12 protein-coding genes are annotated in these 15405 nt (G+C 62.1%); 8 read left to right on the top strand and 4 right to left on the bottom strand.

Annotated features, from left to right (window positions below; translation table 11 throughout):
• The first annotated feature begins 68 nt into the window (after nt 1-68).
• The gene (locus AB8804_RS11205; RefSeq protein ID WP_371186008.1) at nt 69-1052 is read left to right on the top strand and encodes a fimbrial protein; all 984 of its coding nucleotides are present in this window, start codon (nt 69-71) and stop codon (nt 1050-1052) included.
• A gap of 69 nt (nt 1053-1121) precedes the next feature.
• Here the strand turns inward: AB8804_RS11205 and AB8804_RS11200 are convergent, their stop codons facing one another.
• Together AB8804_RS11200 and AB8804_RS11195 are read right to left on the bottom strand one after the other, a co-directional pair.
• Entirely contained in the window at nt 1122-2153 is a 1032-nt protein-coding gene (locus tag AB8804_RS11200; protein WP_371186006.1) for a methionine synthase, read from the bottom strand.
• Between the two features lie 27 nt (nt 2154-2180).
• Nucleotides 2181-3158, bottom strand: a complete 978-nt coding sequence (locus AB8804_RS11195; protein ID WP_371186004.1) for a DUF1852 domain-containing protein — start codon at nt 3156-3158, stop codon at nt 2181-2183.
• Between the two features lie 319 nt (nt 3159-3477).
• Between AB8804_RS11195 and AB8804_RS11190 the strand changes: the two genes are divergently transcribed.
• The 4 genes from AB8804_RS11190 to AB8804_RS11175 are packed head-to-tail and all read left to right on the top strand — an operon-like array spanning nt 3478 to nt 6888.
• On the top strand, nt 3478-4389 hold the full coding sequence (locus AB8804_RS11190) for a metal ABC transporter substrate-binding protein (RefSeq protein ID WP_371186002.1): 912 nt from the start codon (nt 3478-3480) through the stop codon (nt 4387-4389).
• Nucleotides 4390-4391: 2 nt separating this feature from the next.
• On the top strand, nt 4392-5198 hold the full coding sequence (locus AB8804_RS11185; protein WP_371186000.1) for a manganese/iron ABC transporter ATP-binding protein: 807 nt from the start codon (nt 4392-4394) through the stop codon (nt 5196-5198).
• On the top strand, nt 5195-6043 hold the full coding sequence (gene sitC / locus AB8804_RS11180) for an iron/manganese ABC transporter permease subunit SitC (protein ID WP_371185998.1): 849 nt from the start codon (nt 5195-5197) through the stop codon (nt 6041-6043). Before AB8804_RS11185 ends, sitC begins: the two co-directional genes overlap by 4 nt.
• Nucleotides 6040-6888 carry a metal ABC transporter permease gene (locus tag AB8804_RS11175; RefSeq protein ID WP_371185996.1) on the top strand — a complete coding sequence of 283 codons (849 nt, stop codon included), beginning with the start codon at nt 6040-6042 and terminating at the stop codon, nt 6886-6888. The genes sitC and AB8804_RS11175 overlap by 4 nt, the downstream gene beginning before the upstream one ends.
• On the opposite strand, the gene entD is transcribed toward AB8804_RS11175, so the two are convergent.
• Entirely contained in the window at nt 6842-7510 is a 669-nt protein-coding gene (gene entD, locus AB8804_RS11170; protein WP_371185994.1) for an enterobactin synthase subunit EntD, read from the bottom strand. The two genes, AB8804_RS11175 and entD, sit on opposite strands and share 47 nt — an antisense overlap.
• A gap of 63 nt (nt 7511-7573) precedes the next feature.
• Nucleotides 7574-9811 (bottom strand): TonB-dependent siderophore receptor, encoded by a 2238-nt coding sequence (locus AB8804_RS11165; protein WP_371185992.1) that lies wholly within the window; start codon nt 9809-9811, stop codon nt 7574-7576.
• Nucleotides 9812-10065: 254 nt separating this feature from the next.
• Between AB8804_RS11165 and fes the strand changes: the two genes are divergently transcribed.
• Genes fes through entF form a run of 3 tightly spaced genes read left to right on the top strand, consistent with a single transcriptional unit; the run spans nt 10066 to nt 15342 of the window.
• Nucleotides 10066-11265 (top strand): enterochelin esterase, encoded by a 1200-nt coding sequence (gene fes / locus AB8804_RS11160; RefSeq protein WP_371185990.1) that lies wholly within the window; start codon nt 10066-10068, stop codon nt 11263-11265.
• Nucleotides 11266-11275: 10 nt separating this feature from the next.
• A complete protein-coding gene (locus AB8804_RS11155) occupies nt 11276-11488 on the top strand; it encodes an MbtH family protein (RefSeq protein WP_371185988.1) in 213 nt (70 codons plus the stop codon).
• Nucleotides 11485-15342 carry an enterobactin non-ribosomal peptide synthetase EntF gene (gene entF, locus AB8804_RS11150; protein WP_371185986.1) on the top strand — a complete coding sequence of 1286 codons (3858 nt, stop codon included), beginning with the start codon at nt 11485-11487 and terminating at the stop codon, nt 15340-15342. The genes AB8804_RS11155 and entF overlap by 4 nt, the downstream gene beginning before the upstream one ends.
• Nucleotides 15343-15405: the final 63 nt, after the last annotated feature.

The following is a 15405-nucleotide window of genomic DNA, read 5'->3' as shown; positions in this document are numbered from 1 at the left end:
TACTGCGTTGACGCGCATGATGACTTTTGTGAGGGAAGGCCTACGCCTCACCTAAAAGGAAGGAACGTATGATGTCCACCGGATTAAAAATCGCGACGGCCGCTGCATGTTGCGCGCTCTCCTGGAACGCCCTTGCGCTCTGCACCGCAAACGACGTGGCGGTGAACGTTGAGCAGAATATCGTCGTTCAGCGGGATGCGCCCGTTGGGACGGTATTGGCGACGATCGTCACCAGTAACCCCATGACGTGCGATCCTCAGGGACAGCAAATTGGCTACGATGGCTCGTGGTTTATTCAGCTCTCCGGGACGAATGCGGATTATGGCGCCTCGCCGCTGGCCAACGTGCGGGCGACGGAGGTTCCGGGCATCGGCATCCGCTGGAAGAACTTTTCCAGCACCACGCAAAGCAGCGAGTTTGTCACCCGGATGAACCTCAATAATGCGAGCTGGCGGCGAGGGATCCTCCAGGATGGCGTATCAACGTTCACGGATACCTTCGAGCTGATCAAAACCAGCACCACCCCGGCGACGGGCTCAATACCCGCGATGACGATCAATATGGAGTACAGCACGCCGGTCAGTAATAACGTCAAGCGCCTGCCGCTGTATAAATATCTCTTTTCGCCGATCAATATCAGCACCGCCTCCTGCCAGATTGAGGATAAAAATTTGAATATCAATATGGGGATTGCGCTGCTGCCGAAGTTTAACGGCGTGGGCAGCACCCAGAATCCGGTGGCGTTTTCCATACCGCTGATTTGCGATGCGCAGACCGCGGTGAATGTAACCCTGGATAACGTCAGCCCGCTTGCCGATCCCGCTAACGGCGTGCTGGGGTTAAACAGCAGCTCGACGGCACAAGGCTTGGGCATTCAGCTGAAATATAACGATGCGCCGGTGCAGTTCGGCACGCTCATCAACTACGGCACGACCACCTCGCCGGGGGAGGTGGTCAATATTCCCTTCAGGGCCGCGTATTATATGACCGCAGCGAATGCGCGGTCAGGCTCGGTGAGTGCCACGGCGTCATTTACCATGACCTACCGTTGACCTGCCCGCAGGCGGAAATACGCGAAAGGGGGCCATCTGGCCCCCTTTGCAACGGCGTAAATCTTGCCCTTATTTCCCCAGCAGCTCCCTGCGCACAATGTCCGCGCCCGCGCTCAGCGCGGCCAGCTTGCCGCGCGCCACGCCGCGGGACAGCGGCGCCATGCCGCAGTTGGTGGACGGATACAGCTTATCGGCATCCACGAACTGCAGGGCCTTGCGCAGCGTGGCCGCCACCTCTTCCGGCGTCTCGATGGCGTTTGTCGCCACGTCAATTGCGCCGACCATCACCTTTTTCCCGCGAATGATTTCAATTAAATCCATCGGCACGCGTGAGTTCTGGCACTCCAGCGAGATGATGTCGATGCTCGATTTTTGCAGCTTCGGAAATGCCTCTTCGTACTGACGCCACTCCGAGCCCAGCGTTTTTTTCCAGTCGGTATTAGCCTTGATGCCGTAGCCGTAGCAAATGTGCACGGCGGTTTCGCATTTTAGCCCTTCGACGGCGCGCTCCAGCGCGGCGACGCCCCAGTCGTTCACCTCGTCAAAGAAGACGTTAAACGCGGGCTCGTCGAACTGGATAATGTCCACGCCCGCCGCCTCAAGCTCTTTCGCCTCCTGGTTGAGGATGCGGGCGAACTCCCAGGCCAGCTTTTCGCGGCTTTTGTAGTGGCTGTCGTACAGCGTGTCGATCATCGTCATCGGGCCGGGCAGCGCCCATTTGATCGGCTGCGCGGTTTGGCTGCGCAGGAACTTCGCATCCTCCACGAAAACCGGCTTCAGGCGCGACACCGCGCCCACCACCGTAGGCACGCTCGCGTCATAGCGATTGCGGATTTTCACCACTTCGCGCTTCTCAAAATCGACGCCGTTCAGGTGCTCGATAAAGGTGGTGACGAAGTGCTGGCGCGTCTGCTCCCCGTCGCTGACGATATCAATCCCCGCCTGCAGCTGGTCCAGCAGGGACAGGCGCAGCGCATCCTGCTTGCCCTCGATGAGCCCTTCGTCCTGCAGTTTCCACGGCGACCACAGCGTCTCCGGCTGCGCCAGCCATGATGGTTTCGGCAGGCTGCCCGCGGTGGACGTCGGTAATAGCTTTTTCATAATCAGTAACCCTGTAAATTCGGTGAATCAGCGCGCGTAATGAGCAGACCACTGCTCGAGAATCGCTTTGTTCGGCTTAATGAAGTGTTCTTCGGTAAATTTCCCCTGCTCAACCGCCAGGTGGCTGCGCTCCTCGCGATCGTAAACAATGCGCGTCAGGGAGTGATCCGGGTTCGCCAGGCTGGGCTGATAGCGCTCGCCCGCCGCGGAGTTGGCGTTGTAAATCTCCGGGCGATAGATTTTCTGGAACGTCTCCATCGTGCTGATGGTGCCGATCAGCTGCAGCGGGCTGTAGTCGCTGAGCACGTCACCGGCGAAGTAAAAGGCCAGCGGCGCAACGCTGTTTTCCGGCATAAAGAAGCGAGCCTTCAGGCCCATCTTGCTGAAGTAGAGATCGGTGAGCGAGGGCGCATCCTGCTGGTATTCAGCCCCTAGCACCGGATGCACGTAGCCCGTGCGGGTGTAGACATTTTTACTCGACACGCTCAGGCAGATGGTCGGCTGCTGTGAAAAATGGCGTTTATATTCATCCGAATTAACGAAATGCTTAAACAAATTGCCGTGCAGCACGCCGAAATTTTCCGGCAGGCTGAAGGTGTGCCGGTTTTTATTATGCTCGGGCAGCAGCACGCTAAAGTCGTAATCACGAACGTAGGAAGAGAAATTATTCCCGACGATGCCCTCAGTGCGCTCGTTCGTCTGCCTGTCGAGAACGGTGGTTTTCAATATTTCAATGGCCGGGAAGGTTTCGCCGTTGCCGTTTATATCCACCTCGGCAGAGATAATATCCAGCTCTACGGCATAGCGATCGCCGTTCGGATTATCCTTTTGCGCCAGCGAGTTAAAGCGGTTGTTCATCATCAAAATGGCGTTACGCAAATTTTGCTGACGACTTTCTCCGCGCGCCAGGTTCGCAAAGTTGGTGGTAATACGCGTATTTTTTGAAGGGTTATAGTCTTCATCAAAACGAAGCGTTTTTATGGTGAAGGCGAAGGCTTTATTCATCGTAATAGGGTATCCCGGTCTCTCATATAAAATCTGACGCGATTCTATAAAACAATATTCTCGATATTGCTGGCGGTTAATAACATTACGTTATTTATGTCAGAGTCACCGGGCGGCGAACAGTGATTTAATTTCACTGAAGATGAACAAACTTCACGTTGGCAAAAGGGGCGGGGCGGCGGCACCTGCTGCGCCTGACGTCAGCGGCCGCGCTAAAAATCAATAATGATAACTATTTTCATTTAAATATAGCCTGTGCTATACAATATAGCTAAGGCTAATTTCGATATGTTTTTAACCACTTCAGGAGACTTCTGCGATGCACCCTATGCAAGGATTGAAAACGCTGCTGCTGAGCGCGCTGCTTATGGTGGGGACCTCCGCCAGCGCGCGGGCCGCCGAAAAATTTCAGGTCATCACCACCTTTACCGTCATTGCGGATATGGCGAAAAACGTGGCGGGCGACGCCGCAGACGTCACCTCGATCACCCGGCCGGGCGCGGAGATCCACGAGTATCAGCCGACGCCCGGCGACATCAAGCGCGCCCAGAAGGCGCAGCTGATCCTGTCCAACGGCATGAACCTCGAGCTGTGGTTTCAGCGGTTTTATCAGCACCTGAGCGGCGTGCCCGAAGCGGTGGTGACGACGGGCATCACCCCGATGGGCATCTCCGAAGGGCCTTACGACGGCAAGCCGAACCCCCACGCGTGGATGTCTCCCGATAACGCGCTGATTTACGTCGACAACATCCGCGACGCGCTGGCGAAGTACGACCCGGCGAACGCGCAGACCTATCAGCGCAACGCTGAAGCCTACAAGCAGAAGATCACCTCCACCCTCGAACCGCTGCGTAAGCAGGTGGCGGCGATCCCGGAAGACAAGCGCTGGATGGTGACCAGCGAAGGCGCCTTCTCCTATCTGGCGCGGGATCTGGGCATGAAGGAGCTGTACCTGTGGCCGATCAACGCCGATCGGCAGGGCACGCCGCAGCAGGTGCGCAAGGTCATCGACCTGGTGAAAAAACATCGCATTCCGGCCGTGTTTAGCGAAAGCACGGTCTCGGATAAGCCCGCCCGCCAGGTGGCGCGGGAAACGGGGGCGCACTACGGCGGCGTGCTGTACGTTGACTCCCTGAGTGCGGCAAACGGTCCGGTGCCAACCTACCTCGACCTGCTCAACGTCACGACCCGCACCCTGGTGCAGGGCATTAACGACGGTATGAAGGAGTAATTATGCCGAAGGGGATTGTCGTCACCGATCTGACCGTAACCTACCGCAACGGCCACACGGCGCTGCGCAACGCGTCGTTCAGCGTGCCCGGCGCATCGATAGCCGCGCTGGTGGGGGTTAACGGCTCTGGCAAATCCACGCTGTTCAAAGCGGTGATGGGCTTCGTGCGGGCGTCAGGCGGCGACATCACTATTCAGGGGCTGCCTCCGCAACGGGCGCTGCGGCAGAACCTGGTCGCCTACGTTCCGCAGTCCGAAGAGGTCGACTGGTCGTTTCCGGTGCTGGTTGAGGATGTTGTCATGATGGGCCGCTATGGGCACATGGGCTTTTTGCGTCGACCCAGGGCGGGCGACAGGCAGATCGTCACCGACGCCCTGAGGCGCGTTGATATGCTCGAGCTGCGCCACCGGCAAATCGGCGAGCTGTCCGGCGGGCAAAAGAAACGCGTTTTTCTGGCCCGGGCGATAGCCCAGCAGGGCGAGGTGATCCTGCTCGACGAGCCGTTTACGGGCGTGGACGTCAAAACCGAAGCCAGGATCATCACCCTGCTGCGGGAGCTGCGCGACGAGGGTAAAACCATGCTGGTGTCGACGCATAACCTGGGCTCGGTCACCGAGTTTTGCGATTACACGGTGATGGTTAAAGGCACGGTGCTGGCGAGCGGGCCGACGGAGACCACCTTCACCGCGGATAACCTTGAGCGCGCCTTTAGCGGCGTGCTGCGCCACGTGGTGCTCAGCGGTTCCGAAGATCGCATCATCACCGATGACGAACGTCCGTTTGTCACCCACCGTCAGGAGGCCAAATGAACGCGCTGCTTGAGCCGTTTGGCTATGAGTACATGCTGAACGCGATGTGGGTCTCTGCCATGGTCGGCGGCCTGTGCGCCTTTCTCTCCTGCTACCTGATGCTCAAAGGGTGGTCGTTAATCGGCGATGCCCTGTCGCACGCCATCGTCCCCGGCGTGGCGGGGGCCTATATGCTCGGGCTGCCGTTCGCGCTCGGGGCGTTCCTGTCCGGCGGGCTGGCCGCGGGCAGCATGCTGTTTCTCAACCAGCGCAGCCGCCTGAAAGAGGACGCCATTATCGGGCTGATTTTCTCCTCCTTTTTCGGGCTGGGGCTGTTTATGGTGTCCCTTAACCCGACTTCGGTGAATATTCAGACGATCGTGCTGGGCAACATTCTGGCGATTGCCCCGGCCGATATCCTCCAGCTGGCGATCATCGGCGCGGTGTCGATGCTGGTGCTGCTGGTGAAGTGGAAAGATCTGATGGTGACCTTTTTTGATGAGAACCACGCGCGGGCCATCGGCCTGCGTCCGGAGCGGTTAAAAATTCTGTTCTTTACGCTGCTGGCGGTGTCTACCGTCGCGGCGCTGCAAACCGTCGGGGCGTTTCTGGTGATCTGCCTCGTCGTCACGCCTGGCGCCACCGCGTGGCTGCTGACCGATCGTTTTCCGCGGCTGCTGGTGATAGCCGTCGCGATTGGCAGCATCACCAGCTTTCTCGGCGCGTGGGCCAGCTACTATCTGGACGGCGCGACCGGCGGCATTATCGTCGTGGCGCAGACCCTGCTGTTCCTGCTGGCGTTCGTCTTTGCGCCTAAGCACGGGCTGCTGGCGAGCCGCCGTCGCGCGCTGGAGGCACACCCATGATCGCGCTGCTCCTTGAACCATTCCAGTTTGCGTTTATGAACAACGCGCTGCTGATTGCGCTGGTGGTGGCAATTCCCTGCGCGCTGCTGTCGGTTTTTCTGGTGCTCAAGGGCTGGGCGCTGATGGGCGACGCCATGAGCCACGCCGTTTTCCCCGGCGTGGTGCTGGCGTGGATGATGGGCCTGCCGCTGGCGCTGGGCGCGTTCGTTGCCGGTCTGTTCTGCGCGGTAGCGACGGGATACCTGAAGGACAACAGCCGCATCAAGCAGGACACGGTGATGGGGATCGTCTTCTCCGGCATGTTCGCCGTCGGGCTGATTTTATACATCGCGGTAAAACCGGAGGTGCATCTCGACCACATTCTGTTTGGCGATATGCTGGGGATCAACGATATGGACATGCTGCAAAGCGGGATCGTGGCGGCGGGCATCGCGCTGGTGATTGGCCTGAAGTGGCGCGATTTTCTGCTCTTCAGCTTTGATTACCAGCAGGCTCAGGCCTGCGGGCTGCGCACGCGCTGGCTGCACTACGGTCTGCTGTGCATGGTCTCGCTGACGATAGTGGCGACCCTGAAGGCGGTGGGCATAATTCTGTCGATCTCGCTGCTGATTGCGCCGGGCGCGATTGCCGTGCTTCTGACCCGACGCTTTCACGCGGCGCTGCTGGCGGCAACGGTGATTTCGATGCTGACCTGCGTTACCGGCGTTTACCTCTCTTTCTACATTGACAGCGCGCCCGCGCCCACCATCGTGGTGCTGTTCGCGCTGGTGTTTATCGTCACCTTCACGGCGACCAGCCTCAGCGCGAAGCGGCGGGAGCAGAGTGCAGCAGCGCGATCAGCATAGTGTCCTCGCGCAGCCAGGGCAGCCGGAACGTGAAGCCCTCCCCGAAGCCCGCGAGCGGGCGGGTTAGGGCCAGCGTCAGGCTCTCGTCGTCCAGCGCGGTGACGCGGGCGCAGTCAAAGCCCATCATCTCGCCGACCGCGGGGTAAAGCGCCTTAAACAGGCTCTCTTTGGCGCTGAACGCCAGCGTCAGGGCCAGGGCAAAAGGCAGCGCCGCCGCGCGCAGCAGGGGCTCTTCGTCGGGGCCGATAATGCCATCCTTAATCTCTTCAGCCTCGCCTGCGGGAAGCATGATCTCGCAGTCAATGCCCGTAAGGGCGTTCGTTGCCACCACCGCCAGCGCGCAGCGCGAGGTGTGGCTGATGCTGCCGCTGAACCCGGCGGGCCACAGCGGCTCGCCGCTGCTGCCGGTGCCCGGTACCGCCGTGATGCCGTGCGCCTTCAGCGCATGGGCGGCGGCGATGCGTCCGGCCAGGTGTTCGGCTTTCCGCTTTGAGGCGGCATGTGAGAATTTTTCATGGTGAGGGAGCCAGAGGAGATCGGCGTCGGTGAAGGTTTCAGGAGCGAAGTCGACGCGGTGTACGGTGTGTCCGGCAAGAGAAAATGTGCCGTGGGCTGTGCGCATGGTTTTTCCCCCTCACCCTGACCCTCTCCCCGGAGGGGAGAGGGAATGATTGACTCCGATACCTTAAAAGCGCGTATTCACGCTCATATACCAGGTCCGACCCGGTTCATTATACGTATACGCTCCCGCACCGTACATATACGCGCCGGTCGCGGCGTTGCCGGTGGTCTGGGCGTTACCCGCACGCCACTGGCGCTTGTCGAAGACGTTGTCCACGCCGCCGGTCAGGCTGACGTTTTTGGTCATGTCCCAGGTCGCGCTCAGGCCGACGATACTGTAAGGGCTCACTTCGTCTTTCTCCGAGCCGGTCACTGGCTGGCCCTTGTAGTTGTATTTCTTCGGCTGCTGCTTGCCGTACCAGGTGAAGGTCGACTGCAGCGACACGTCCTGATGCACCTGCCAGCTCAGCGTGGAGTTCAGGGTGTATTCAGGAATGATCGACAGACGGTCGCCGGTCTCCTTGTTTTTACTCTGCAGCATGTAGGTGATGTTGTTGGTCCAGTTGATCGTGTCGCTGACCGGCACGTTCAGGGAACCTTCCAGCCCTTCCACCACCGCCTTCGGCACGTTTTCCCACTGGTAAATATCCGTGGTGACTTTGCCGGATGAGGTCTGGCCGATAGGCGCATAGCCCGCCTCAATCTTGTTGCGGTAATCGTTGCGGAACCAGGTCACGCCCGCCAGCCAGCCGTCGTGTTTCCACTCGAGGCCAATCTCCTTGTTGATGCTGGTTTCGGCTTTCAGATCGTCATTACCCATCATGTAGCAGCCCACGCCGTCGGAACTGGCGTAGCAGCCCTGGCCCTTGCTGTAGAGCAGGTAGTTCGGGTTCGTCTGGTACAGGCTCGGGGCTTTGTAGGCGCGCGCGATACCCATCTTCAGGGTGAAATCATCGCCTAAACCCTGCGACAGGTTCAGGGACGGGCTCCAGTTGTTGCCCACGATCGTGTGGTGATCGAAGCGCAGCGCCGGGGTCAGCATGGTGCTGTCGGTCAGCTCCATGTTGTTTTCGGCGAACAGGGAGAAAATCTCCGCCGAGGTGTACGGGCTGCGGTCGTCGCTCATGCCCGGAATGGTGCCGCCCTGCTGGGTCTGGGTGAAGGAGGTCGAATCCTTCATGCGCTGCTGGTTCCACTCGGTGCCCAGCGTCAGGTTCTGGTTGACGAGGAAATCAATCGGCAGGTTGATTTCGCTGTGCAGCATCACGTCGGCCAGGTCGGTATCGGTAAATTTATCGCTGCTGAACAGCCCCTCCAGGCCGCCCGCCAGCCCCTCGCCGAGGCGGGAGTTGCGCGTATGTTCGTACTGCGCCCAGTTGCTGGTGGTAATGCCGTTATCCCAGCCGCCGTTCCAGGTCACGGCGTAGTTCTGGCGATAGATACGGTTGGTCTCTTTGCCGTAGTTTTTCTTCACCAGCGCGTTGTCGTTGTTGGTGTTCTGGGTATCGCCCGCGTAGAGGTTGTTCTGGCGGCTGTAGCCCGCCTCAAACTCCAGGGACTGCATCGGGGCGAAGTCCCAGCGCACCACGCCGTTGATGTCCTTATTCTCAACGCCCTCACGGCCTGCGGGCAGCGTGTTGGCATAGGCGCCGGTACGTTCAGACTGGTGGCCCTGGTTGATGTCCCACGCGTCGGCCTGGGTTTTGTCCAGATTGCCGAACATGCGGAAGCTGAAGTCGCCGCCCAGCGGGCCGCTGAGGCTGAAGTTGGTGCGTTTCGTTGAGCCTTCGTCTTTGTGCTCGGGCGCGTTGAAATAGGTGTTCCAGGAGCCATGCCACTGGTTATCGAATTTTTTGGTGATGATGTTCACCACGCCGCCCGCGGCACCGTTGCCGTAGCGCGCGGCGGCAGGACCGCGAATGACCTCAATGCGTTCGATCATCTCCGGCGGCACCCAGCCCGTGTCGCCGCGGGTATCGCGCTCGCCGCGCCAGCCCAGGCGGATAGAGTTACGGCTGGTCACCGGCTTGCCGTCGATCAGGATCAGGGTGTTTTCCGGCCCCATGCCGCGAATGTCGATCTGGCGGTTGTTGCCGCGCTGGCCGCTGGTGGAGTTCCCGGTGAGGTTAACGCCGGGCATGGTGCGGATGATTTCAGCCACGTCGCGGGCGGGCGGGTTTTTACGGATTTGATCGGCGGTAATGGTGGAGACCCCCGGCGCCTGCAGGTTTTGCTCGGCGGCGGTGATGACCATCGTATCTTCGTGCTGTGCGGTGGCCTTATCGTCTGCCAGCGCCGGCAGCGCGACGCCGTAAATCCCTACGTTGACCAGCAAGGCCAGGGAGTGAATCTTCTTATTCATTGTACGTCCTGCTTTTCGTGCCGCATCCCCTTGGCTCCATTCCCAAAGGGGAGAGGAGGCGGCAAGTTGTCATCCGCATGTTGCGTAAGCAGCCCTGTCCTCGAGCGCACACAACGCGTGGCATGGTTATTTTATAAGCGCGCTTCCCACAGCGCGGGCACTACGCTATTGCAAATGCAAATAGTTATCAATAATATTATCAATAAAATTTGTCTTGTAACAAAAAAAGACGTGTCAGACGTGGGGTTATAAGGGTGACGGCGTTAACAACGGGAAGTGAAGCCTGGTGGCAGTCGAAGCGCGGGCCTGAATGGGTGCGTGAAAAGGAGAAATATCGCGTCACGTTCTGGTGGCGCGATCCGGCAGGCGCGCAGGACGCCTCACCGGTAAAGCGCGTCTGGCTGTACGTCACCGGCGTGACCGATCACCATCAAAATGCCCGCCCGCAGTCGCTGACGCGCATTCCCGATACCGACGTCTGGCAGTGGCAGGGCGAGTTCAGCCCCGAGTGGCGCGGCAGCTACTGTTTTATCCCCTCAGAAAATGAAGATGACTTTGCCGATGCGGTGTTTGCAGGCGAGCAGCCGGACCGCGCTTCTCTGCGCGAAGGCTGGCGAAAACTACTGCCGCATGCGGTTTCTGATCCGCTCAACTCCCAGAGCTGGCGCGGCGGGCGCGGCCACGCGGTCTCCGCGCTGGAAATGCCCGGCGCCCCCGAGCAGCCCGGCTGGAACCGCCCCGATACGCCATATACCCCGCCCGTGCTTATCGACTGGCGCAGCGAGCGGCTGGGCAACCGCCGCCGCGTCTGGATCTTCACCACCGGAGAAGCGACGCCGGATCGCCCGCTGGCGGTGCTGCTCGACGGCCAGTTCTGGGCCGAAAGCATGCCCGTCTGGCCCGCGCTGGCGGCGCTCACCCGCGAGGGCAGGCTGCCGCCCGCGGTCTACGTGCTGATCGACGTCATCGATACCGCCCACCGTAGCCGCGAGCTGCCCTGCAACCCCGATTTCTGGCTGGCGGTGCAGGACGAACTTCTTCCCCGAATTAACGCCCTCGCGCCGTTCAGCGACCGCGCTGACCGTACCGTCGTGGCGGGCCAGAGCTTCGGCGGCCTGTCCGCGCTCTACGCCGCGCTCGGCTGGCCGCAGCGCTTTGGCTGCGCGCTCAGCCAGTCCGGCTCCTTTTGGTGGCCGCACCGCGGCGCGGCGCAGGACGGGCTGCTCGTCGAACGGCTGAAGGCGGGTGAAATCGCCGCGCGCGGCCTGCGCATCGTGCTTGAGGCCGGGCGCAACGAGCCGCTGATCTTCCGCACCAATCAGGCGATTTACGCCGAGCTGCAGCGCGCGCACCAGGTTGACTGGCGCGAGGTTGACGGCGGACACGACGCGCTGTGCTGGCGCGGTGGGCTGACGCAGGGGCTAATGACCCTGTGGCAGCCGCTTACTCAATAACGGAGCCCGTATGCAATTCAGCAATCCTTTCGATAATCCGCAGGGACGCTTTGCCATTTTGCAAAATGACCAGGCGCAGTACAGCCTGTGGCCCCAGCAGTGCGCGCTGCCGGCGGGCTGGCGCGTGGTGTGCGAAGCGCAGTCCCAGGAGGCGTGTCAGCAGTGGCTGGCCGAGCGCTGGCAAACCCTGCAACCCACCTGTTACGCGGGGGAAAACGCATGAACCGTCTTCCTCTCGTCGCCGCCCAGCCAGGCATCTGGATGGCGGAGCAGCTTTCCGCGCTGCCGAACGCCTGGAGCGTGGCGCACTACACCGAGCTAAGCGGTGACATTGACGCGCCGCTGCTGGCGCGCGCCATTGTTGAAGGAATAAGGCAGGCCGACACGCTGCGCACCCGCTTTGCTGAGGATAACGGCGAGGTGTGGCAGTGGGTGGACGACGCCATGACGCTGCCCGAACCGCCCATCGTTCGCGTGGATTCCCACGCCGCCGCCGTGGCGCTGATGGAGGCCGATCTCGGCCAGAACCTGCGCGTCGACGGCGGCCAGCCGCTGGCCTTTCATCAGCTGATTCAGGTCGGCGAACGCCGCTGGTGCTGGTATCAGCGCTATCACCATCTGGTGGTGGATGGCTTCAGCTTCCCGGCCATTACCCGCCAGATCGCCGCCATTTATCGCGCGTGGCAAAACGGGGAGCCAACCCCCGCATCGCCGTTTACGCCGTTCGCCGAGGTGGTGGACGAGTACCAGCGCTACCGTGAAAGCGACGCCTACGCGCGCGACGGCGCCTTCTGGGCCGAGCAGCGCAGGCAGCTGCCTCCGCCGGTGTCGCTCTCCTCTGCACCGCTGCCGGGACGGGCGGCAACGACCGATATTCTGCGCATGAAGATCGCGGCCGACGGCCACGCGTTTCGCCAGCTTTCGCAGGCGGCGGGGGCGGTGCAGGGCACCGATCTGGCGCTCGCGCTGGTAGCGCTGTGGCTCGGTCGCCTCACCGGGCGGCTGGACTATGCCGCCGGATTTATCTTTATGCGCCGCATGGGGTCCGCGGCGCTAACCGCGACCGGCCCGGTGCTGAACGTGCTGCCGATGGCGGTGAACATCGCGCCGCACGAGAGCCTGCCGGAGCTGGCGATGCGCCTTGCGGGCCAGCTGAGAAAAATGCGCCGCCACCAGCGCTACGACGCCGAGCAGATCGTTCGCGACGCCGGAAAGGCGGCGGGAGATGAGGCGCTGTTTGGCCCGGTGCTCAACGTTAAGGTGTTCGACTATCAGCTGGATATCCCGGGCGTGGAGGCCATCACCCACACGCTGGCGACCGGCCCGGTGAACGATCTTGAGCTGGCGCTGTTCCCGGACGAGCGGGGCGGCCTGAGCGTTGAAATCCTGGCCAACAAGCAGCGCTACGACGAGGCGACGCTCGCCCGCCACGCGGCGCGCCTGAACGCAATGCTGGTGCAGTTTGCGGCGAACCCGGACCTGCGCTGCGGCGAGGTCGAAACCGTTTCAGACCAAGAATACGCCCGGCTAGCGCGCGTCAACGATACCGGGCTGGCGCTGCCGTCCACCACGCTCGCGGATCTGGTGGCGGAGCAGGCGCGCAGAACGCCGGACGCTCCCGCGCTGGCGGATGCGCACATTACGCTCAGCTACCGCGAGATGCGCGAGCAGGTCGTGGCGCTGGCAAACCTGCTGCGCGCGCGCGGCGTGAAGCCGGGCGACAGCGTGGCCGTGGCCCTGCCGCGCTCGGTGTTCCTGACGCTGGCGCTGCACGGCATCGTTGAAGCGGGCGCCGCGTGGCTGCCGCTGGACACCGGCTACCCGGACGATCGCCTGCGGATGATGCTGGAGGACGCAAAGCCGTCCCTGCTGATCGCCACCGACGAGCAGCGCTCGCGCTTTAGCGATCTGTCGATTACCGCGCTTAGTTACAACATGCTTTTACCTGCTGCGGGCACGGAGCCGCTGCGGCTGGCGAAACCGGAGCAGACCGCGTATATCATCTTTACCTCCGGGTCGACCGGGCGTCCGAAAGGGGTGATGGTGGGGCATACCGCCATCGTCAACCGCCTGCTGTGGATGCAGAACCACTACCCGCTCACCGCGCAGGACGTGGTGGCGCAGAAAACGCCGTGCAGCTTTGACGTGTCGGTCTGGGAGTTCTGGTGGCCGTTTATCGCCGGGGCGAAGCTGGTGATGGCCGAGCCGGACGCGCACCGCGATCCGCTGGCGATGCAGAGCTTCTTTGCGCAGCACGGCGTCACCACCACCCACTTCGTGCCGTCGATGCTGGCGGCGTTCGTCGCCTCCCTCACGCCGGAAAACGTTGGCTGCTGCAGCACGCTCAACAAGGTGTTCTGCAGCGGCGAGGCGCTGCCGACGGCGCTGTGCCGCGAGTGGGAGCAGCTGACCCACGCGCCGCTGCACAACCTGTATGGCCCGACCGAAGCGGCGGTCGACGTAAGCTGGTATCCGGCGTATGGCCCGGAGCTGGCGGCGGTGGAGGGCAACAGCGTGCCGATCGGCTTCCCGGTGTGGAACACGGGGCTGCGCATTCTGGATGCGATGATGCGCCCGGTGCCGTTCGGCGTGGCGGGCGATCTCTACCTGACGGGGATCCAGCTGGCGCAGGGCTATCTGGGGCGGCCCGATCTCACCGCCAGCCGCTTTATCGCCGATCCGTTTGCCCCCGGCGAGCGTATGTACCGCACGGGCGACGTCGCCCGCTGGCTGGAGAACGGCGCGGTGGAATATTTAGGCCGCAGCGACGATCAGCTGAAAATTCGCGGCCAGCGCATCGAGCTGGGCGAAATCGACCGGGCGATGCTGTCGCTACCGGACGTGGCGCAGGCGGTGGCGCACGCGTGCGTCTTTAACCAGGCGGCGGCCACCGGCGGCGATGCCCGCCAGCTGGTGGGGTACGTTGTTTCTGAATCGGGCTTACCGCTGGATCGCGACGCACTGCTGGCCTCGCTCAGGGCGCAATTGCCGCCGCACATGGTCCCGGTGGTGCTGGTGCAAATCAGCGCGCTGCCGCTCAGCGCCAACGGCAAGCTCGACCGCAAGGCGCTGCCGCTGCCGGAGCTGACCAGCAAAGCCTCCGGCCGCGCGCCGGAGACGGAAACCGAGCACGCCGTCGCGCAGGCGTTTTCCGCGCTGCTGGGCTGCGAGGTGAACGATATCGAAGCCGATTTCTTTGCCCTTGGCGGCCACTCGCTGCTGGCGATGCGCCTGGCGGCACAGCTTAGCCGGGCGTTTGCCCGCCGGGTCACGCCGGGGCAGATCATGGTCGCCTCGACGGTCGGCCAGCTTAGCGCGCTGCTGGACTCAGCGATGAGCGACGAGCAGGCGCAGCGTCTTGGCTATGAAACGATCCTGCCGCTGCGCGAAAGCGACGGCCCGACGCTGTTCTGCTTCCATCCGGCGTCCGGATTTGCCTGGCAGTTCAGCGTGCTGGCGCGCTACCTCAGCCCGCGCTGGTCGATTACCGGCATTCAGTCGCCGCGCCCGGACGGACCCATGCAGCAGCGTGCGGATCTCGACGGCGTGATTGAGCATCACATGAACACGCTGCGCCAGCAGCAGCCGCAGGGGCCGTACTATCTGTTTGGCTACTCCCTTGGCGGCACGCTCGCACAGGGTATCGCTGCCCGACTGCGCGAACAGGGCGAAGCGGTGGCGTTCCTCGGCCTGCTGGACACCTGGCCGCCGGAAACGCAGAACTGGGCGGAAAAAGAGGCCAACGGCCTCGACCCGGAGGTGCTGGCGGAGATCGAGCGCGAGCGTCAGGCGTTTATCGCCGCGCAGCAGGGGCAGGGTTCCAGCGAGCTGTTTAACGCCATCGAGGGCAACTACGCCGATGCGGTGCGTCTGCTCACCACCGCGCACAGCGCGCGCTTTGACGGCAAGGCGACGCTGTTTGTCGCCGAGCGCACGCGCACGATGGATCCGCAGGCCGCCTGGGCGCCGTGGGTGGCGGATCTGGAGGCGTACAGCCAGGACTGCGCCCACGTGGACATCATTTCACCGCAGGCGTTTGAGAGGATTGGGCCGGTGCTGAAGGGGATTTTGGGGTAACGTCAAAAGCGCCTCACCCCAGCCCTCTCCCCAAAGGGGAGAGGGTGTAATCGTCCCCTCTCC

Origin of the sequence: Enterobacter sp. KBR-315C3_2022, assembly GCF_041399425.1 — a bacterium.
In the GTDB taxonomy this organism is placed as follows: domain Bacteria; phylum Pseudomonadota; class Gammaproteobacteria; order Enterobacterales; family Enterobacteriaceae; genus Enterobacter.
Note: the sequence above shows the minus strand (reverse complement) of the source record. Positions and strands in the feature narration are given on the sequence as shown.